This window comes from Maritimibacter sp. DP1N21-5 (assembly GCF_019218295.1).
Classification (GTDB): Bacteria; Pseudomonadota; Alphaproteobacteria; order Rhodobacterales; family Rhodobacteraceae; genus Maritimibacter.
Genome location: NZ_JAHUZF010000006.1, coordinates 1,710,846 through 1,729,775, shown reverse-complemented (window position 1 = coordinate 1,729,775; position 18,930 = coordinate 1,710,846). Strand labels below are relative to the sequence as shown.

The following is an 18,930-nucleotide window of genomic DNA, read 5'->3' as shown; positions in this document are numbered from 1 at the left end:
CTCCTTATTCCGCAGCGCTGGGCTGGGCTTTGGGGGCGTGTTTGCCGTCGTCCTTGGACTTGCGGCTGCGGAAGGCGCCGGCGATACGCTGACCCCCCTCGACAAGGCCACCGGGCAGAAAGATCACGACCAGCATGAAGAGCAGGCCAAGCGTCAGGTGCCAGGATTTGCCGACGAAGAAGTGCGAGATGCCGATGAGCAGGTTCTCGATCCCGTCCGGCATCCAGCTGAACCACTGGTGAAGAACCTGATCGTTGATCTTCGAGAAGATGTTCTCGAAATACTTGATGAAGCCTGCGCCCAGGACCGGGCCCAGAAGTGTGCCCGCACCGCCGAGGATCACCATGAGGACGACCTCGCCCGAAGCGGTCCACTGCATCCGTTCGGCACCGGCAAGCGGGTCCATGGAGGCCAGCAGTCCACCGGCCAGTCCCGCATACATGCCCGAGATCACGAAGGCCGCGAGGGTGTAGGGGCGGGAGTTCACACCGGTGTAGTTGAGCCGCGTCTGGTTCGTCTTGATCGCGCGCAGCATCAGGCCGAAAGGCGACCGGAAGATGCGGAGCGACACGTAGAAGGCGAGGATCGCGATGATGGCGACGAAGTAGTAGCCGTTGTTGAAGGTGAACTCCCAACCGCCGAGATTGAGCTTCGCGCTTTCGTTCATGACGATGCCGAAGAAATGCGGCGAGGTGGGGCTGCCGTCCCCCATCAGGACCTGAGGGTCGTTCGAGTAGACCTGAAGCCCGGTTTCCCCGTTGGTCAGCGGCGTCAGCACCGAATAGGCGAGGTTGTAGCACATCTGCGCGAAGGCGAGCGTGAGGATCGAGAAATAGATCCCCGACCGGCGCAGCGACACGTAGCCGATAAGGAGTGCGAAGAGCGCCGAGACCACGATGGCCAGCAAAAGCCCCGGCAGGACGTTGTAGCCCAGAAGCTTGTACATCCAGACCGTCGAGTAGGACCCGACACCCAGGAAGGCGGCATGGCCGAAGGACAGGTAACCGGTCAGGCCGAACAGGATGTTGAAGCCGATCGCGAAGATCCCGAAGATCGCGATCCGCTGCATGAGATCCGGATAGCCCGCGTTGAACGTGGTCAGGCCGGTGCCTTCCGGGAAAGGCTGCAGAAGGAACGGGGTGAGCATGGTCAGCCCGATCACGATGAACAGGAAGGTCGTGTCTTTCTTGGAAAGTCCGAGAATTTTCATGGTCTTATTCCTCCATCACGCCGGCGCGGCCCAAGAGCCCGCGGGGACGGGTAAGCAGGATGAGGATGGCGACGAGGTAGATGATGACCTGGTCGATCCCCGGAATGAGGCTTTTGATTTCGTTCATCGAGGCGAAGCTTTGCAGGATCCCCAGAAGGAAGCCCGCCGCGACGGCACCCGGCAGGGAGCCCATGCCGCCGACGACGACCACGACGAAGGACAGCACGAGGAAGTCCATGCCCATGTGGTAGTTCGGCGCGAGGATTGGCGTATACATCACTCCCGCGACCCCCGCGACGGCGGCGGCGAGGCCGAACATCAGCGTGAAGCGCCGGTCGATGTTGATCCCCAGAAGCCCCACGGTCTCGCGGTCGGCCATGCCGGCCCGGACGACCATCCCGAAGGTGGTGAACTGGAGGAAGGCGAAGACGCCGAAGATCACGACGGCCGCAAAGGCGAAGTAGACCAGCCGCCAGTAGGGATACATGATCACGTTTGGGTCGAAGCCCAGGATCGCGCCGAAGTCCATCGACCCCGCGAATTGAGTGGGCGCGCCGGTCTGGATCGGGTTGGCGCCGAAGAAATACTTGATCAGCTCCTGAAGCACGATGGCCAGGCCGAAGGTCACGAGGATCTGGTCGGCGTGCGGGCGCTTGTAGAAATGCTTGATCAGACCGCGCTCCATGATGAAACCGACGAGCAGCATCACCGGAATGGCGAGCAGGATCGACAGAGGAACCGACCAGTTGATCAGCCAGGCCCCGAAGTCCGCGCCGAACCAGCTTTCGACGTAGGGCACCTTGACCACGAGCGGTTTGCCCAGGAAGTCGGTCTTTTCCGGATCGACCTGTTCGTAGGACAGGCCCATGATGCGCTGGAGCAGAACGGCACAGAAGGCGCCGATCATGAAGAGCGCGCCATGCGCGAAGTTCACGACACCCAGCGTGCCGAAGATCAGCGTAAGACCCAGCGCGATCAACGCATAGGCCGAGCCCTTGTCGAGCCCGTTCAGAATTTGAAGAATGATGGCGTCCATGGCGTCCCCACCCGTGCGATTGGTTGTAAGCGATGAATCCGGTGCAGGTCTTGGCGCCCGCTACCGGTCAAGGATGAGGGGCGGAACTGGTCCCGCCCCTCGATGCAGATGGCTTATGCGCCGGCGTTGCACTCGCCCAGCGAGGCTTCGTCGCCACCGAACATCGGATGGTTCGCCTCGTAGGTGACCTGATCCACCGGGGTGACTTCCACGATCTCGAGGGTGTCGTATTCGGTGGTCGGGGCCTCGGCGCCCTTCATGACCAGCACGTCCTTGAAGCACTGGTGGTCTTCGGCGCGGTAGAGTGTCGGGCCGTTGCCCATGCCATCGAACTCGAAGCCTTCGAGGGCCTCGGCCACGGAGCAGGGGTTGAACGAACCGGACCGTGCCACGGCATCCGCATAGAGCAGCGTCTGCACATAGCAGGTGTGGGCCGAGTTGGACGGCGGACGGCCGTATTTCTCGCCGAAGGAGCGCACGAAGGCCTGCGTGCCTTCGTCCGACAGCTGCCAGTTCCAGTTCATGGAGCCATACACGCCCTTGATGTTCTCGCCGGCACCGGCGGCCATCAGTTCGGAGTAGAGCGGGACCACGATCTCGAAGTTCTTGCCGTTGGCTTGCGCGTCGCGCAGGCCGAACTGCACGGCTTGCGTCAGCGAGTTCACCATGTCGCCGCCGTAGTGGTTCAGGATGAGCACATCGGCGCCCGAGTTCAGAACCGGCGTGATGTAGGACGAGAAGTCGCCCGCGCCGACCGGCGTCATCACGTTGTTCACGGTTTCCCAGCCCAGAGCCTCGGTCGAAGCCTGGATCGACTCCTGCTGGGTCCAGCCCCAGGTGTAGTCGGCGGTCAGGTGATAGGCACGGCGATCGGTGCCATAGGCGTTCTTGAGCACCGGCGCCAGAGCGGCACCCGACATGTAGGCGTTGAAGAAGTGACGGAAGCCGTTCTTCTTGCGGTCCTTGCCGGTGGTGTCGTTGGAGTGGGTCAGGCCCGCCATGAAGATGATGCCGGCTTCCTGGCAGAGACCCTGAACGGCCACGGCCACGCCCGAGGACGAGCCGCCGTTGATCATCACGACGCCGTCTTTTTCGATCATCGACTTCGCCGCGGCGCGGGCTGCGTCGGATTTGGTCTGGGTGTCGCCGGTGACGAACTCGACCTTCTTGCCGAGGATCCCGGTGCCGTCCAGCGCCTTGGACGAGAAGGTGTTCAGCATGCCGCCGTCACCCATGCCGTTGATGTGCTCGACGGCGAGTTCCTGCGCGCGAAGCTCGTCAAGACCCTCTTCCGCGTAGGGACCGGTCTGCGGCACGTTGAAGCCGAATTTCACCGTCGAACCGGTCGGTTCGTTGGTGAAGGCCGAAGCGGCCGAGGTAAAGATGGTGGGCAGCGCAAGACCGGCACCGGTCACGGCACCCGTCTTCAGCAGTCCACGACGCGTGAAGTTGGATTTGGACATACGTCTCCTCCCTTTTGAAAAATACGGCAAGGCCTCCCCGCGCATGCCGCGTGCCATTTACAGGCTGTGCAGAGTATGGGGGCATCGATGAAAACGAAGCAACAAATCGTTATGAAGAAACGATTTTTTTGTAAACAAATGAACTGGAACAATGATAGGTATGTAAATAAGTTTTCGCGCAGGTGCAGAAAGCGCCCGAAAGTAAAGGAAAATTTACTTTCGGTGAGGAAAGGAGAAGCCATGCCGGATAGCCGGTTGACTGGAAGCCGCATCCGCGATCGGCGGCTCGCACAGGGCCTGCGTCAGGCCGATCTCGCGCGGGAGGTGGGGATTTCCCCTGCCTATCTGAACCTGATCGAACACAACCGGCGAAGAATCGGCGGCAAACTGCTCGTCGACCTTGCCCGGCGTCTCGAGGTTGAACCTGCGCAACTGTCACAGGGTGCCGCGCAGGCGCTGGTGGCGGGGTTGCGCGACGCGGCGGCTCGCGTGGCGGGCGGCGTCGAGGTGGACCGGACCGAGGAATTCGCCGGCCGCTTTCCCGGCTGGTCGGGGTTGGTCGCCTCGCAGGCGCGGCGGATCGAGGATCTCGAGCGGCTGGTCGAAACGCTGTCCGACCGCTTGACCCACGACCCGCATCTGGCGGCATCGTTGCACGAGGTCATCTCGACCGTGACGGCAATCCGCTCCACCGCTGCAATCCTCGCCGACACGTCGGACATCGACCCGGACTGGCAGGCCCGCTTCCTGCGCAACATGCGCGAAGAGGCGCAGCGCCTGTCCCATTCCGCCTCGGGGCTTGTGTCATACCTCGATGCGGGGGCCGAGGCGCGGGAGATGCAGGTCTCGGCGGTGGACGACATGGCCGCGATGGTCGAGGCGGCAGGCTACTATTTCGAGGGGCTCGAGAAGCCGGCGGTCGGGGAGGGCGAGATCGCGGTACTGCTCGATCGGGCCGAGATGCTGCGCGACCGGGGCGCGCGCGACCTCGCCCGGACGATGCTGGTGCGTTACCTCGCCGATGCCCGCGCAATGCCGGAGCGTCCCTTCCGCGCCTCGCTCGCGGGCGCCGGGGGCGATCCGGTGCGGCTCGCCGCGGGGTTTGGGGTCGGCCTCGATGCGGTCCTGCGGCGCATGGCGAGCCTGTCGGAGTCCGGGCTTGTCGTCTGCGACGGGTCGGGGACGATCACGCTTCGCAAGCCGGTCGAGGGCTTCGCGCTGCCCCGCTTCGGTGCGGCCTGTCCGCTCTGGCCGCTTTACCAGGCGCTGGGCCGGCCAGCGCAGCCCGTGGCGCAGGTGGTGGAAATGCCGGGACGGGAGGGACGTCTCTTTCGCTGCGTGGCAGTGTCGCTCCCGCGCCCCGCCGCGAGCATCGATGCGCCGCCCGTGCAGGAGGCGACGATGCTGATCGAGCCGGTTGAGGAGGCTTTCGGGCGGGCGCTGGGCGTGGGGACCTCCTGCCGGATCTGCCCGCGCGAAGTTTGCGGTGCGCGGCGGGAGCCGTCCATTCTGGGGGCGAGGGTCTAGGGTTTCGAATGTCGCTTGCGCGACATCCGATCCGCTGGGGGAGGCCAGCCTCCCCCGTCGCCATTGTCTCGCGGACCAATGGCGCGACTATGGCGACCCCTCCAAAGTATCTATGAAGCAGTGAAGGGGCTAAGGGGGCATGAAAAAGGGCCGCCGGCGGAGGCAGCCCTTTTCGATTGGTTGCGGTGGTCTCAGGCGGCTTTGGCCTGTGCGCCGAAGCGGCCGTAGAAGGTTTCGCCCTTGGTCGCCATGTCGCGCAGGAGGGCAGGGCAGGTGAACCGTTCGCCGTAGGTCTCGGACAGGTGGTCGCAGATCTCGACCGCCTTGGCCGCGCCGAGCATGTCGAGCCAGCTGAACGGCCCGCCGGACCAAGGGGCGAAGCCCCAGCCCAGGATCGCGGCCACGTCGCCCTCGCGGATGTCCATGAGGACGTTTTCTTCGAGCGCACGAACCGCCTCCAGCACCTGCGCCATCATCAGGCGATGCTGAACCTCGATCACATCGGGCTGGTCGTCCTTGGCCGGGAATTTCTCGGCGACGGCATCGGAGTAGCCCTGACGTTTGCCTTTCTCGTCGTAGTCGAAGAAGCCCGCCTTGGCCTTGCGACCAAGCCGCCCGTTGTCGGCCATCCAGAACATGATCTCGTCCGTGGTGTCGTCATAGGTATTGCCCATCGCGGCCTTGGTCGCCTTGGCGATCTTTACGCCGAGGTCGATCGAGGTCTCGTCGGTCAGTTGCAGGGGACCGACCGGGAAGCCCAGGAGCCGCGCGGCGTTGTCCACGAGCGGCATTTCCACACCTTCCGTGACCATCCGCACCCCTTCGTTGATGTAGGGGATGATGCAGCGGTTGGCGTAGAAGAAGCGCGCGTCGTTCACCACGATCGGCGTCTTGCGGATCTGGCGGACGTAGTCCAATGCCTTGGCCGTGGCCACGTCGCCGGTATCCGCACCCTTGATGATCTCGACCAGCAGCATTTTCTCGACCGGCGAGAAGAAGTGGATGCCGATGAACTGCGCAGGCCGCGTGGAGGCCTTGGCAAGTTCGGTGATCGGGAGCGTCGAGGTGTTGGTCGCGAAGATGCAGTCGTCGGGGATGACGGCTTCGACGTTCCTGGTGACCTCGGCCTTCACGCCCACGTCCTCGAACACGGCCTCGATGATGAGGTCGGCGTCAGAGAGGGCGTTGTAGTCAGTCGTCGCGGTGATGCGGCCCAGCACGTCGTCCTTTTTCTCGGGCGTCGTCTTGCGCTTGGCGATGCCAGCGTCGAGGTAGCTTTCCGTATAGGCTTTGCCCTTGTCGGCGGCCTCCTGTTTCTGGTCGATCAGCACGACCTCGATCCCGGCTTGCGCCGAGACGAGGGCGATGCCCGCGCCCATCATTCCAGCACCCAGCACGCCGACTTTGCGGACCTTCTGATCCGGCACGTCGGGGCGCACTGCGCCCTTCTCCAGCGCCTCCTTGTTGATGAAGAGCGACCGGATCATGGCCGAGGACGAGGGGTCCATGATGACCTTGGTGAACCACCGCGCCTCGATCTTCAAAGCGGTGTCGAAGGGGACCATGAGGCCCTCGTAGACCGCCGACAGCATCGCCTTGGGGGCCGGGAAGGCGCCCCATGTGTTGCCCATGATCATGGCGTTCGCGCCGACGAAGGTCTGGAAACCCGCCGGGTGATAGGGCGCGCCGCCGGGAACCTTGTAGCCCTTGGCGTCCCAGGGTTTCACGAGGTCGGCGTCGGTCGCTTGGAGCACCCAAGCCTTGGCGGCGGCGACCGGATCGTCGGCCACTTCGTCGATGATGCCTGCCTTCACGGCCTGTTCGGGCGAGGACATCTTGGCTTGCAGAAGGAACGGCGAGGCGCCCATGACGCCCAGTTTGCGCACGAGGCGCGTGGTGCCGCCCATGCCGGGGAAGATGCCGACCTGAATCTCGGGCAGGCCGATCTTGGCCTTGGGATTGGGGGCCGCGAAGATGCGGTGGGTGGCCAGCGGCAGTTCAAGCCCGATGCCGAGTGCGGTGCCGGGGAGCGCCGCCGCGACCGGTTTGCCGCCCTTTTTCGTCTTGGGGTCCATGCCCGCAAGTTCGAGCGTGCGCAGCATCTTGTGCCCGCGCATCGTGCCCTCGAAGACACCTTCCGCACCGGATTGCTTGAACTCGGCCAGGATGTTGAGGTCCATGCCGCCCGCAAAGCTGTCCTTGCCCGAGGTGACGACGATGCCTCTGACGCTGTCGTCGGCCAGTGCCTCTTCGGTGAGGGCGGACAGTTCCTCGATCCCCTGAAGGGTGAGGACGTTCATGGATTTACCCGGCAGATCCCAGGTGATGATGGCGACGCCGTCGGCGTCCTTGGTCATGGTAAATTCGGCCATGATGTGAACTCCTTATACGCGTTCGATGATGGTGGCGGCGCCCATGCCGGAGGCCACGCAGAGGGTGGCGAGGCCGGTGCCCTCGCCGGAACGCTCAAGCTCATCGAGCAGCGTGCCGATGATGATCGCGCCGGAGGCGCCCAGCGGGTGGCCCATCGCGATGGCGCCGCCGTTCACGTTGACCTTGGAATGGTCGACGTCGAAGGCCTGCATGAAGCGCAGGACGACCGCCGAGAACGCCTCGTTCACCTCGAAGAGGTCGATGTCGCTGATCGACATGCCGCTGTCCTTGAGGATTTTCTCGGTCGCTGGGACGGGACCCGTGAGCATGATGGTCGGATCGGTGCCGATCTTGGCCGTTGCGCGGATCACGGCGCGGGGTTTGAGACCGTATTTCTCGCCAAACTCCTTGTTGCCGATCAGGATCGCGGCAGAGCCGTCGACGATGCCCGAGGAGTTGCCCGCGTGGTGCACGTGGTTGATCTTCTCGAGATGCGGATACTTAAGCTTCGCGACCTTGTCGAAGCCCGGCATGACCTCGCCCAGGTCCTTGAAGGCGGGTTTGAGGCTCCCAAGCGCCTGCATGTCGGTGCCGGGGCGGACGTATTCGTCGTGGTCGAGGATCGGGAGCCCGTTCACGTCGCGGATCGTGACCAGCGTCTTGTCAAAGCGCTTGTCGGCGATGGCGGCGGCGGCGCGTTTCTGGCTTTCGACGGCCAGCATGTCGACGTCGTCACGAGAAAACCCGTATTCGGTCGCGATGATGTCGGCCGAGATGCCCTGTGGCACAAAGTAGCTGTCCATCGCGACGGTCGGATCGACGGCCACGGCGGCCCCGTCGGAGCCCATCGCGACGCGGGACATCATCTCGACCCCGCCCGCGATATAGGCGTTGCCCGCGCCACCGCGGACCTGGTTCGCGGCGAGGTTCACGGCCTCCATGCCGGAGGCGCAGAAGCGGTTGATCGACAGGCCCGGGATGCGTTCGTCGAGGTCGGAGGCGAGCACCGTGGTGCGGGCAAGGCAGCCGCCCTGTTCGAAGGCTTGCGTGGCGTTGCCCCAGATCACGTCCTCGACCGCGTGGCCGTCGAGGCCGGAGCGTTCCTTGATCGCGTTCAGCATCTGTTTGCCGAGGGCGACCGAGGTCACCTCGTGCAGCGAGCCGTCGGCGCGGCCCTTGCCGCGCGGGGAACGCACGGAATCGTAGATATAGGCGTCGGACATAAGTCTCTCCCTTCTTAGCGGATTGGGCCCAGTTCACATGCGGTCGGCAGGCGAGTCGGGCATCAGGTCGTAGGGGTGTTTCCACCCCGGCGTTTCGGAAATCCGGTCGAGCCAGCGGCTGATCGCGGGGAAGTCGTCGCGCGAGAAGCCGAAGGGTTCCGGGTAGTAGAGGTAGCCGCAGGCCGAGAGGTCGGCCATCGTCATGCGGTCAGAGGCAAGCCAGTCACGATCCGTCAGCACGGCGTCCAGGGTGGCGAGAGCTGCACGGCAGCGCCCGGTCATGAAGGCGATGACATCGGGGTTGCGATGCTTTTCGGGTAGGAAGTTCGTCAGGAACCGGGTCGTGCCGAACTGGCCGGAGCCCTTGTGATTGTCCCAGAACTGCCAGCGCAGGATCTCGCGCCGCTCTTCGGGGGTCCGGCCGCCGAACTGGCCGGTTTTCTCGACGATCCAGTCCTGGATGACACCCGATTGCGAGAGCGTGAGATCGCCCGAGACGAGCACCGGGGCCTCGGCCATGGGGTTCATTGCCTTGTAGGCCTCCGAGCGCGCCTCGCCGCCGAAGAAATCGACCCAGACCGGTGCCCAATCCATGCCGGTGAGTTCGAGAGGCAGGGCGGCCTTGTAGGAATTGCCGCTTTCGCCGAAGCAGTAGAGCTTGATGGTCACGTCGGTCTCCTCCCGGACGTCTGGGGTTCTGGTGAGGGCTGCGGGGGGGCCAGCCCCCACACCGCCGGAGCATTTGTCGAAAGATGAAAGGGTCAGTCGGGGAGCGGAATCCCCGCGAAGCCCGGGTAGATGCCTTTCACGATGTCGTATTGCTGCTTCATCTCGATCCGGGTGAGATACCAGGCGCCGCCCTCCTCGAGGGCCAAGGTCTGGCTTTCAAGGGTGCGGGTGCCGATCTCGGGCGAGGTGAAGGTCGTGGTGGTCGGGATGAAGGCATAGGTGGTGCCTTCGGGCGTTTCGCCCGTGGTCATCGAGGCGGTGTCCATGGCGAAGGCGTCGATCGTCACATCGGAGAGGAAGATGCCCATTTGTTTGGTCATCGTGTCGGCAAGCTCCGCGCGCGGGATGTCGAGTTCTTCTGACATGAAATCGAGCAGTCGGGGCGGCAGCACATCGAGCACACCGGCGTAGTCGCGGCTGGTGAAGGCGGCTTCGAAGGTCGCGACACGGGCCTCGACGCCGGCGCGGTCGCTGTCGTCAAAGGCGGAAGCGATCTGGGGGGCCGCGATCAGGGCCGTGATCAGAAGGGGGGTGGCGATGAGGGTCTTCATGGCGGGTCTCCCGGTCAGCGTTTGCGGTCGTCCAGCTCGGCATTGAAGAGCCGGAGGCGATGGGTCAGCGCGTCGTGGTCGGTGACGCTGTCGAAGTGTTCGAAGAGGAAGGACAACGCCTCGCCCTCGTCGAGCCCGGCCTCGGTCGCGAAGCGTTTCAGGCGGCGGTAACCGTCTTCGGTCATCGCGATGGGCAGGCGGCGGGTGAGGCGGAAGCGTTTCGGCATTCAGGCGCGGTCCTTCGGCTTGTTCGCGGCGATCCTCCGGGACCAGAGGCTTGTCACTACATAGAGGGCCAACGCGCCCCCGGCGATCCAGAGCGACGTTGCGACACCCGAGTTGTCGGGCACCGCATCGCCGGTGGTCAGGCCGACCGAGATTACCTGGAACCCGGCCATGAGGGCCGCGCCGATCATCACGATGGCAGAGGCCACACGGATGAAGGTCACGACCCCGGCCATCAGAACGCCTCGGCCGTCAGCGCCATGACGGGGTCTGCGCCGGAAATGATGCGCGCGAGGTGCATCTTGGTCGCGGGCAACTGGCGCTGCATGTAGTAGCGCCCCGTGGCGAGTTTCGTCTCGTAGAAGGCGGCGTCGTCGGTGCCTTCCTCGAGCTTGTCGTGCGCGGCCTTGGCCATCATCGCCCACATGTAGCCCAATGCCACATGCCCGAACATGGTCATGAAGTCATAGGATCCGGCGAGGGCGTGGTTGGGGTTCTTCATGCCGTTCTGCATGAAAAACATGGCGGCGGCTTGCAGGTCTTTCGACGCGTCCTTCAGCGGGTCGAGGAAGTCGGCCTTGAGCGGACCGTTGGCTTCGTTCGACTTGTTGAAGGCCTTTATTTCCTCGAAGAACCCCATGACGTGCTTGCCCGAGTCCTGTGCGAGCTTGCGGCCCACGAGGTCGAGCGCCTGAATGCCGTTGGCGCCTTCGTAGATCATGGCGATGCGGCTGTCGCGGACGAACTGGGACATGCCCCATTCCTCGATATAGCCGTGGCCACCGAAGACCTGCTGGGCCAGAACGGCGCTTTCGAATCCCTTGTCGGTGAGGAAGCCCTTGAGCACGGGGATCATCAGCGAGACGAGGCCGTCAGCGTCCTTGTCGCCCATGCGCTGGAAGCGGTCGATCTTTTCGGCCGACCAGAGCATGAAAGCGCGCGCGCCTTCGATGAAGGACTTCTGGTCCATGAGCGCGCGGCGGATGTCGGGGTGTACGATGATCGGGTCGGCCGGTTTCTCGGGCGCCTCGACGCCTGTCACGGCGCGGCCCTGAAGGCGGTCGCGGGCATATTCCAGCGCGTTCTGGTAGGCGGCGGTGGCTTGACCCAGACCCTGGACGGCCACGCCCAGGCGGGCCTCGTTCATCATGGTGAACATCGCGCGCATGCCCTTGTGTTCCTCGCCCAGGAGGTAGCCGGTCGCGTCGTCGTAGTTCATCACGCAGGTGGCGTTGCCGTGGATGCCCATCTTCTCTTCCAGCGCACCGACCGACACCCCGTTGCGTTCGCCGGGGGTGCCGTCTTCGTTCACGAGGAATTTCGGCACGATGAAGAGCGAGACGCCCTTGATGCCCTCGGGGCCGCCCTGGATCTTGGCGAGCACGAGGTGAATGACGTTGTCGGACATGTCGTGGTCACCGGCGGAGATGAAGATCTTGTTGCCTGTGATCTTGTAGGTCCCGTCCTCCTGCGGGATCGCCTTGGTGCGCATGAGCCCGAGGTCCGTGCCCGAGTGCGGCTCGGTCAGGTTCATGGTGCCGGTCCACTCGCAGGTCACCATCTTGGGCAGATAGGTTGCCTTCTGCGCGTCGGTGCCGTGGATATGGATCGCGGAATAGGCGCCGTGGGTCAGGCCCTGATACATGTTGAAGGCCATGTTGGAGGCAGTGAGAAACTCGCCCACCGCGCTGCCCATGACATGCGGAAGGCCCTGGCCACCGTATTCCGGGTCGCAGTCGAGTGAGGTCCAGCCGCCTTCGCGGACCTGATCGAAGGCCGCCTTGAAGCCGGTGGGCGTGCGCACGATGCCGTTCTCGAGGGTGCAACCCTCGGTGTCGCCCACGCGGTTGAGCGGTGCGAGCACCTCGGATGCGATCTTGCCCGCTTCCTCTAGGATGGCGGAGGTAAAGGACGGGTCGAGGTCGTCAAAACCCGGAATGTCGCTTTCGTGGACCTTCAGCACGTCGTGCAGGACGAAGGACATATCGCGGGTATCGGCGGTATAGCTGGGCATGGTCACTCCCTAAGTCGTGTCTTGTCGGTTCGGTTCCCCGGCGGGCGGCCGGGCTTGGCTTCTGAGGAGACGGACGCGCGGCGCGTTATTCGGCGGCCTTGTCGTTGTCCATCGAGGTCAGCATCTTGCGGCCCCATTCGAGCTGGTCGGACAGGTCCTTGATCGCCTCGTCCAGTTCTTCGCGCTGGGCCCTGAGGTCGGCCAAGTGATGCTCGGCCAAGGCGATGGTGCGGGTGTATTGGGTCACCTGCTGATCGCCGACGTCGTAAAGGTCGAGCAGTTGGCGAATCTCTTCCAGAGGGAAGCCAAAGCGCTTGCCGCGCAGGATCAGTTTCAGCCGTGCCCGGTCGCGCCGGGTGAAGAGGCGTTTCTGCCCGTCGCGGATCGGCGAGAGCAGTTCTTTCTGTTCATAGAAGCGAAGCGTGCGCGCGGTCACACCATAGGCGTCGCACATCTCGCGGATCGTCATAAGATCTTCGGTCATGGAATACTCCGGATCGCTCATGGCCCCCGATATAGGGCCATGCGCTTCGGAGTTCAGCAAAAGATTACGTTTACGTCAACGTAACGCTGCGTAACAGATTGGCGAGGTCTCAGTCGGACCCTTCGACCTTGTCGCCAAGGTGCGACTTGACCTGATCGCGTAGCGCCTCCAACTCGTCCCGCGCTTCTTTCAATTCGGCGATCTGGCCGTCGAGCACGGCGAGCTGGTTCGTCGCATTGGCGACCCAGGCACGGTTCTGCGCCTCGGACCCTTGCTCGTCATAGATGAGGAGCCATTGGCGCAGCTCTTCGAGCGAGAAGCCGAACTTCCGGCCCCGCATGACAAGCGTCATACGAGCCACCTCACGCGGCGTGTACCAGCGGGTGCGGCCCTCTTTCTCGGGCTGGAGCAGCTCGATGTATTCGTAGTAGCGCAAGGTGCGCGGGGTCACGTCGAACTTGGCGCACATCTCCTTGAAGGAGAGGCGGTCGGTGTTCATGCCATCCGTCACGTCTTTCATACCCTGTCGTCCGTTTCCTGCACACTTTGTGACGCAAGGTAACCGGCGAATCCAGACCCGACAAGACGTTTCGATATGTGGAACTCTATTCCGCGCTGCGGTCTAATTCAGGAACCCCGGCGCGAAGACATAGAAGCCGTAGGCGATGATCAGCGCGGGCACGGCGGAATAGAGCGTGGCCCAGATCGCGGCCTTGGGATTGAGCGCGATGGCCGGAAAAAGCGCGTCCCCGTCGTTGGAAATCGCATTCCCGATGAGGGCGGCGAAGGGGATCAGCCCATTGATGTAAAGCGTGGTGGTCAGCACCTGCGGCCCGCAGCCCGGCACGAAGCCGATCGCGATGGCGATGAGCGGCAAGAGCGGTGCGATGGCTGAGAAGGCGGCTTCGATGTCGAGGCCCGAGAAGGCCACGAGATAGTCATAGGCGAGGTATGCCGCGATGACCCAGACGGTGATGAAGCTCGTTTCCTCGGCCATGCGCGTGACCGGGGCGTCACCGGGGTTGGTCATGGCCTCCAGCGGGGAGAAGGCCCAGATGACGAGGCCGGTGAAGAGCCCGGCGAGGGCGATCCAAAGGACGGGGATGCCCGCGACGGACGGGATCTCGACCTGGCCCAGTTGCGCGGCCCCGACGACGAGGCCGGGGATGGCGAGCGCGAGGAACAGGTAGTCCACGGCGCGGGTGCGGCCGATCAGCGGGGCAATCTCGCAGGACGATGTTGCGTCGACCCGGAAATCGACGCGGTTGAAACGATCGACGATCCAGCCGGAGACGATGCCGACGGCGAAAGACAGGGGGAGAACGACGGCCGCCACCTCGGGCTTCGTGGCGATGAGCAGGAAGGCCGCGTCGCCCATCGTGGCGGTCAGCGTGGCGACCACGGCGCCGAAACCGACGTTGCCCGAAGAATAGGCCGCGACCACCACGACCGCGCCGCCGCAACCGGGCGTGGCGCCCAGAAGCGCCGCGAGCGGCACCTGCGCGCGGCCCGCGTTGCGCAGCGACCGGCCCAGATCGAAGCCGAACAGACGCTCGGCCCCGTAGAAAAGAAGCAGCGTCGCCGCGACGAAGACCGATACCTGCACATAGGCATCGGTCATGAGCGAACGGGTCAAGGCCCCAAGCTCGCCCGGAAAGACCGTGAGCAGGAACAGGATCGCCAAAACGACCAGACGGCGAGGGCGGAATGCCGGCCAGACCCGGCTGCCTGCGTCAGCGGAAATCCAGTCTGTGGGCGTCATGTCCGATCCTTTTTAGAACTGTTCCAAGTGGCCGACTTTAGCACTTGTTTTCATTGGTGCAACCGCGAATAACGGGGGACGTTCGCGCAGCACATGCGGGCGAAAATACCAGAGGCGGAGCCATGGACAAAGAGACAAAAGCGCAGCTTGCCCAGCACTTTACCAATGCGATCCCCTACTCGAAGGCACTGTCGATGCGCCTGGACGATATCGGCGACGGCCACGCGGTGATCTCGATGCCCTATGACGCGCGGTTCATCGGTGATCCCGAAACCGGGGTGATCCACGGCGGCGCGGTCTCGGCTCTTATGGACACCTGCGGCGGGGCCGCGGTGATGAGCCACCCGGATGCGCCATTGGTGACGGCGACGCTCGATCTGCGGATCGACTACATGCGCGCGGCGACGCCCGGACAGCGGATCGTGTGCCGGGCTGAATGCTTTCACGTCACGCGTTCGGTCGCCTTCATGCGCTGCGTGACCCACGACGACGACGCCGACAACCCGATCGCCATGGCCACCGGCGCCTTCACCGCCGACGGCGGTCGCGCCCACAAGCGCGAGGTGCGGGCATGAAGCGGCCGGAACCGGTGCAGGTCATCAAGGAACGGCGCGACGGGGCGCTGTCGATGCTGGTCGAGAGCGTGCCCTATATCGGGTTCCTGGGCGTGCGGTTCGACCGGCGGGGCGATGAGCTGACGGCGGTGCTGCCGTTCGACGACATGATCATCGGCAACCCGGCGCTGCCCGCGATCCATGGCGGCGTGACGGCGTCCTTCCTGGAAATCGCCGCGATCATAGAACTGGGTTGGTCGACCATGTGGACGGCGGTGGAAAGCGGGCAACTGGATGTGGCGGCGATGACGCCTTCCGATCTGCCGCGTCTGCCCAAGACCATCGACTTCACTGTTGATTACCTGCGCTCGGGCCTGCCGCGTGACGCCTATGCACGGGCGCGGATCAACCGGTCCGGGCGGCGCTATGCCAGCGTCCACGTGGAGGCCTGGCAGGACAACCGTGCCCGGCTCTTCGCGCAGGCCACCGGGCATTTCCTGATGCCGGACAAGAATGTCTGAGAGCCGGTTCGCGGCCACGGACATCACCCACAGGCGGGTTCTGAAGATCGCGTTGCCCGTCGTCGCGGCGAATGTGACCGTGCCGATCCTGGGCGCGGTGGACACTGGCGTCGTGGGCCAGTTGGGCGAAGCGGCACCCATCGGGGCGGTGGGCATCGGGGCGGTGGTCCTGACCGCCTTCTACTGGCTCTTCGGCTTCCTGCGCATGGGCACAACCGGGCTCGCCGCGCAGGCGCTGGGCCGGGGCGACCGGGCCGAGCTTGCAGCGCTTCTGACACGGGCGATGATGATCGGCCTTGGGGCCGGGGTGTCGCTGATCCTCCTACAGGGGCCGCTCTTCTGGCTCGCCTTCCGGATCGCGCCCGCGAGCGCCGAGGTCGAAGCGCTTGCCCGCGCCTATATGGGCATTCGCATCTGGTCGGCCCCGGCGATGATCGCGGGCTACGGGATCAGCGGCTGGCTCATCGCGCAGGAACGGACCCGCGCGGTGCTCGCGGTGCAGCTTGTCATGAACGGCATGAACGTGGCGCTCGATCTCCTGTTCGTTCTCGGTTTCGGCTGGGGCGTCGAGGGCGTCGCCTTGGCGACCTTCCTCTCGGAGTGGTCCGGGCTCGCGCTGGGCCTGTGGTTCTGCCGGGGCGCGTTCCGGGTGCCGGACTGGCGGGACTGGGCGCGGGTCTTCGACCGGGAGCGGCTTCTGCGCATTGCGCGGGTCAACTCGGACATCCTGATCCGGTCCCTCATCCTCGAGGCGATGATCGTGAGCTTCATGTTCTGGGGCGCGGATTTCGGCGACGTGACGCTCGCGGCCAATCAGGTCCTTCTCCAGTTCCTGCACATCACCGCCTACGGGATGGACGGCTTCGCCTTCGGGGCCGAGGCGCTTGTCGGGCAGGCCATGGGGGCGGGGAACCGGGCCGCGCTGCGCCGTGCGGCCATTGTATCGAGTATCTGGGGCGCGGTGGTCGTCCTGGGCTTTGCCCTCGCCTTCGCGTTGGCAGGGGGTTGGATCATCGACGTGATGGCGACCGACAGCGCGGTGCGGGAGGCGGCGCGGGCGTTCCTGCCATGGATGGTCGTCGCGCCTCTCGCGGGTTGGGCGGCTTGGATGCTCGACGGGATCTTCATCGGGGCCACGAGAACCGCGGACATGCGCAACATGATGGTGGTCTCGGGGCTGATTTACGTAGCCTGCGCCGTGCCTTTGGTGGCCGTCTGGGGCAACCACGGGCTCTGGGCGGCCTATCTGGTGAGCTATGCGGCACGCGGGGTCACGCTGGGGCTGCGCTATCCGGCGCTCGAGCGGGAGGTTTCGCCGCGCTGACGAGCCGGCGACCGGCTGGGGAAGGCGCTGCCTCCCCCGTCGCCATTGTCTCTTGGACCAATGGCGCGACAATGCCGACCCCTCCGAAGTATTCATGAAGCAGTGAAGGGGCGGGCCGTGTTTCGGCTCAGAGGATGGCGAGCACGTTTTCCGGCGGGCGGCCAAGCGCGGCTTTTCCGTTCGCGAAGACCACGGGACGTTCGATGAGCTTGGGCGTGCCGGCCATGGCCGCGATGAGCAGGTCGTCGGGGCTGTCCTTCGTCAAGCCTTCCGCCTTGAACTCGGCTTCCTTGGTGCGGACGAGGTCGATGGCGGCGATCCCCAGCAGGTCGAGCGCATGGCGCAGTTCCGCGGCATCCGGCGCGTTGTCGAGGTAGAGCCGCACCTCCGGGTCGATCCCGCGACCGGTCAGAAGCTTCAGCGTTTCGCGGGATTTGGTGCAGCGGGGGTTGTGCCAGATGGTGACGGTCATAGCCATGCGCTCCTGTCGGTTGCGACGGCGTCGGAGATATGGCCGAAGCCGTCCTTGGCGAGGTGGGTTTCGAGGCCCTTCGCGATCTCGGTCACGAGGGAAAGGCCCTTGTAGACGAGGGCGGAGTAGAGTTGCACGGCGGAAGCACCGGCGCGGATCTTGGCATAGGCATCGGCAGGCGAGGAGATACCGCCGACGCCGACGAGGGGCAGGGCGCCATCGAGATCGCGGGAAAGCTGGGCGAGCACTCGCGTGGACTTTTCGAACAATGGCACGCCGGAAAGCCCGCCTTTTTCGCCCCCGCTTGCACTTTTCAAACCTTCGCGGTCCAGCGTCGTATTGGTCGCGATGATTGCGTCGAGCTTTGCCTCACGCGCGACGCCGGCGATTTCCGTGATCTCGTCCGCGTTCAGATCGGGCGCGATCTTGAGGAAGACGGGTAGCGGCTTGTCCCGGGCGTCCCGCGCCGCCATGACCCCGCGCAGGAGCGCGGTGAGGGCGGCCGCGCCTTGCAGGTCGCGCAATTTCTCGGTGTTGGGGGAGGATACGTTCACCGTGACGAAATCGACCACATCGGCGCAGCGTTCGAGCACGGCGACGTAATCCGCCGCCCGATCCACGCTATCCTTGTTCGCGCCGAGGTTTAGGCCGACGGGAACGCCGCTCCTGCGGTTGCGTTTGGCAAGCCGGGACTGGGCCGCGTCCATGCCCTCGTTGTTGAACCCGAAGCGGTTGATGACCGCCTGATCCTCGGACAGGCGAAAGAGGCGCGGCTTCGGGTTGCCGGTCTGCGCACGTGGTGTGATCGCGCCGACCTCGATCCAGCCGAAGCCGGCCTGTGTCAGCGCATCCACCACTTCTGCGTTCTTGTCGTAGCCCGCTGCGAGCCCGACCGGGTTGGGCAGGTCGAGCCCGGCGAGCCGGGTGGCGAGCGCGGGCGAGGTGTAGGTGCCAGAGAGCGGCACGAACCCGGCTTTCATCGCCATAAGCGCAAGCCGGTGCGACCGTTCGGGATCGACCCGGTGAAGGGCCATGAGCCCGGCTTTTTCGATCAGATTCATTTCACGCCTTCAGGCAGGATATGGCCCTCGGGGCCCAAGAGGAGGGGCGCGTCCCAGAGGACGTCGTCGAGGTGAAGCGGACGGTAGAGATGCGGAAACAACTGCCCGCCGCGCGAAGGCTCCCATTTGAGCGCCGCGCCCAGACGCTCGCTGTCGAGTGCGAGGAGCACGAGCCCTTCGGCTCCGGCGAAGTGCTTGGCCGCTGTCTCGGCCACCTGCGCGGCGGTAGAGAAATGGATGTAGCCATCGGCGAGATCGACGGGTGCGCCCTTCGTTTCGCCGTTTGCCCGGAACGCGGTCCACTCGTCCGCACGGAAAATCTTGTAGATCAGCATGGGGATCGTTTGCCCCCGGTGCGGTCCCGCGTCAAGCGGCACGGCCCCTGATCGCGCCGCCCAAAT

The 18,930-nt window shown here is 64.6% G+C and carries 20 protein-coding genes; 4 read left to right on the top strand and 16 right to left on the bottom strand.

The features are described from left to right. Positions 1 to 4 precede the first annotated feature (4 nt). The 3 genes from KJP29_RS16185 to KJP29_RS16175 all read right to left on the bottom strand — a co-directional run bounded on the left by KJP29_RS16185 (position 5) and on the right by KJP29_RS16175 (position 3,709). A complete protein-coding gene (locus KJP29_RS16185) occupies positions 5 to 1,204 on the bottom strand; it encodes a branched-chain amino acid ABC transporter permease (RefSeq protein WP_218464987.1) in 1,200 nt (399 codons plus the stop codon). Between the two features lie 10 nt (positions 1,205 to 1,214). After that, a complete protein-coding gene (locus KJP29_RS16180; RefSeq protein WP_218464552.1) occupies positions 1,215 to 2,246 on the bottom strand; it encodes a branched-chain amino acid ABC transporter permease in 1,032 nt (343 codons plus the stop codon). 113 nt (positions 2,247 to 2,359) lie between these two features. After that, positions 2,360 to 3,709, bottom strand: coding sequence for a substrate-binding protein (locus KJP29_RS16175; RefSeq protein WP_218464551.1), 1,350 nt, complete (start codon positions 3,707 to 3,709; stop codon positions 2,360 to 2,362). Positions 3,710 to 3,949: 240 nt separating this feature from the next. Here KJP29_RS16175 and KJP29_RS16170 point away from each other — a divergent pair, with 240 nt between their 5' ends. Continuing rightward, the gene (locus KJP29_RS16170) at positions 3,950 to 5,236 is read left to right on the top strand and encodes a helix-turn-helix transcriptional regulator (RefSeq protein WP_218464550.1); all 1,287 of its coding nucleotides are present in this window, start codon (positions 3,950 to 3,952) and stop codon (positions 5,234 to 5,236) included. A 191-nt stretch (positions 5,237 to 5,427) separates the two neighbouring features. Here the strand turns inward: KJP29_RS16170 and KJP29_RS16165 are convergent, their stop codons facing one another. The 10 genes from KJP29_RS16165 to KJP29_RS16120 form a co-directional block, all read right to left on the bottom strand. Then, positions 5,428 to 7,608 carry a 3-hydroxyacyl-CoA dehydrogenase NAD-binding domain-containing protein gene (locus KJP29_RS16165; protein ID WP_218464549.1) on the bottom strand — a complete coding sequence of 727 codons (2,181 nt, stop codon included), beginning with the start codon at positions 7,606 to 7,608 and terminating at the stop codon, positions 5,428 to 5,430. Positions 7,609 to 7,620: 12 nt separating this feature from the next. Next, the gene (locus KJP29_RS16160; protein ID WP_218464548.1) at positions 7,621 to 8,832 is read right to left on the bottom strand and encodes an acetyl-CoA C-acetyltransferase; all 1,212 of its coding nucleotides are present in this window, start codon (positions 8,830 to 8,832) and stop codon (positions 7,621 to 7,623) included. 33 nt (positions 8,833 to 8,865) lie between these two features. Next, positions 8,866 to 9,501 (bottom strand): glutathione S-transferase family protein, encoded by a 636-nt coding sequence (locus KJP29_RS16155; protein WP_218464547.1) that lies wholly within the window; start codon positions 9,499 to 9,501, stop codon positions 8,866 to 8,868. A 92-nt stretch (positions 9,502 to 9,593) separates the two neighbouring features. Continuing rightward, the gene (locus tag KJP29_RS16150) at positions 9,594 to 10,112 is read right to left on the bottom strand and encodes a hypothetical protein (RefSeq protein WP_218464546.1); all 519 of its coding nucleotides are present in this window, start codon (positions 10,110 to 10,112) and stop codon (positions 9,594 to 9,596) included. Positions 10,113 to 10,126: 14 nt separating this feature from the next. Next, the gene (locus KJP29_RS16145) at positions 10,127 to 10,339 is read right to left on the bottom strand and encodes a hypothetical protein (RefSeq protein WP_218464545.1); all 213 of its coding nucleotides are present in this window, start codon (positions 10,337 to 10,339) and stop codon (positions 10,127 to 10,129) included. Next, the gene (locus tag KJP29_RS16140; RefSeq protein WP_218464544.1) at positions 10,340 to 10,573 is read right to left on the bottom strand and encodes a hypothetical protein; all 234 of its coding nucleotides are present in this window, start codon (positions 10,571 to 10,573) and stop codon (positions 10,340 to 10,342) included. It lies immediately after the preceding gene. After that, positions 10,573 to 12,351, bottom strand: coding sequence for an acyl-CoA dehydrogenase C-terminal domain-containing protein (locus KJP29_RS16135; RefSeq protein ID WP_218464543.1), 1,779 nt, complete (start codon positions 12,349 to 12,351; stop codon positions 10,573 to 10,575). Before KJP29_RS16135 ends, KJP29_RS16140 begins: the two co-directional genes overlap by 1 nt. Positions 12,352 to 12,436: 85 nt before the next feature. After that, positions 12,437 to 12,835 carry a MerR family DNA-binding transcriptional regulator gene (locus tag KJP29_RS16130; protein WP_218464542.1) on the bottom strand — a complete coding sequence of 133 codons (399 nt, stop codon included), beginning with the start codon at positions 12,833 to 12,835 and terminating at the stop codon, positions 12,437 to 12,439. A 109-nt stretch (positions 12,836 to 12,944) separates the two neighbouring features. Then, positions 12,945 to 13,334: a MerR family DNA-binding transcriptional regulator gene (locus tag KJP29_RS16125; protein ID WP_218464986.1), complete on the bottom strand. Its 390-nt coding sequence runs from the start codon at positions 13,332 to 13,334 to the stop codon at positions 12,945 to 12,947. Between the two features lie 123 nt (positions 13,335 to 13,457). Beyond that, positions 13,458 to 14,597: a putative manganese transporter gene (locus KJP29_RS16120; protein WP_218464541.1), complete on the bottom strand. Its 1,140-nt coding sequence runs from the start codon at positions 14,595 to 14,597 to the stop codon at positions 13,458 to 13,460. Positions 14,598 to 14,719: 122 nt separating this feature from the next. Here KJP29_RS16120 and KJP29_RS16115 point away from each other — a divergent pair, with 122 nt between their 5' ends. From KJP29_RS16115 to KJP29_RS16105, 3 genes are read left to right on the top strand one after another with little or no spacing between them, the layout of a single operon-like run. After that, entirely contained in the window at positions 14,720 to 15,172 is a 453-nt protein-coding gene (locus tag KJP29_RS16115; RefSeq protein WP_218464540.1) for a PaaI family thioesterase, read from the top strand. Next, positions 15,169 to 15,672, top strand: a complete 504-nt coding sequence (locus KJP29_RS16110) for a PaaI family thioesterase (RefSeq protein ID WP_218464539.1) — start codon at positions 15,169 to 15,171, stop codon at positions 15,670 to 15,672. The genes KJP29_RS16115 and KJP29_RS16110 overlap by 4 nt, the downstream gene beginning before the upstream one ends. Then, a complete protein-coding gene (locus tag KJP29_RS16105; protein ID WP_218464538.1) occupies positions 15,665 to 16,996 on the top strand; it encodes an MATE family efflux transporter in 1,332 nt (443 codons plus the stop codon). The genes KJP29_RS16110 and KJP29_RS16105 overlap by 8 nt, the downstream gene beginning before the upstream one ends. Before the next feature lie 127 nt (positions 16,997 to 17,123). Here the strand turns inward: KJP29_RS16105 and arsC are convergent, their stop codons facing one another. From arsC to KJP29_RS16090, 3 genes are read right to left on the bottom strand one after another with little or no spacing between them, the layout of a single operon-like run. Next, positions 17,124 to 17,468: an arsenate reductase (glutaredoxin) gene (arsC, locus tag KJP29_RS16100; protein ID WP_218464537.1), complete on the bottom strand. Its 345-nt coding sequence runs from the start codon at positions 17,466 to 17,468 to the stop codon at positions 17,124 to 17,126. Further along, the gene (locus KJP29_RS16095) at positions 17,465 to 18,529 is read right to left on the bottom strand and encodes a quinone-dependent dihydroorotate dehydrogenase (protein WP_218464536.1); all 1,065 of its coding nucleotides are present in this window, start codon (positions 18,527 to 18,529) and stop codon (positions 17,465 to 17,467) included. The genes arsC and KJP29_RS16095 overlap by 4 nt, the downstream gene beginning before the upstream one ends. Further along, on the bottom strand, positions 18,526 to 18,864 hold the full coding sequence (locus tag KJP29_RS16090) for a DUF952 domain-containing protein (protein WP_218464535.1): 339 nt from the start codon (positions 18,862 to 18,864) through the stop codon (positions 18,526 to 18,528). Before KJP29_RS16090 ends, KJP29_RS16095 begins: the two co-directional genes overlap by 4 nt. Positions 18,865 to 18,930: the final 66 nt, after the last annotated feature.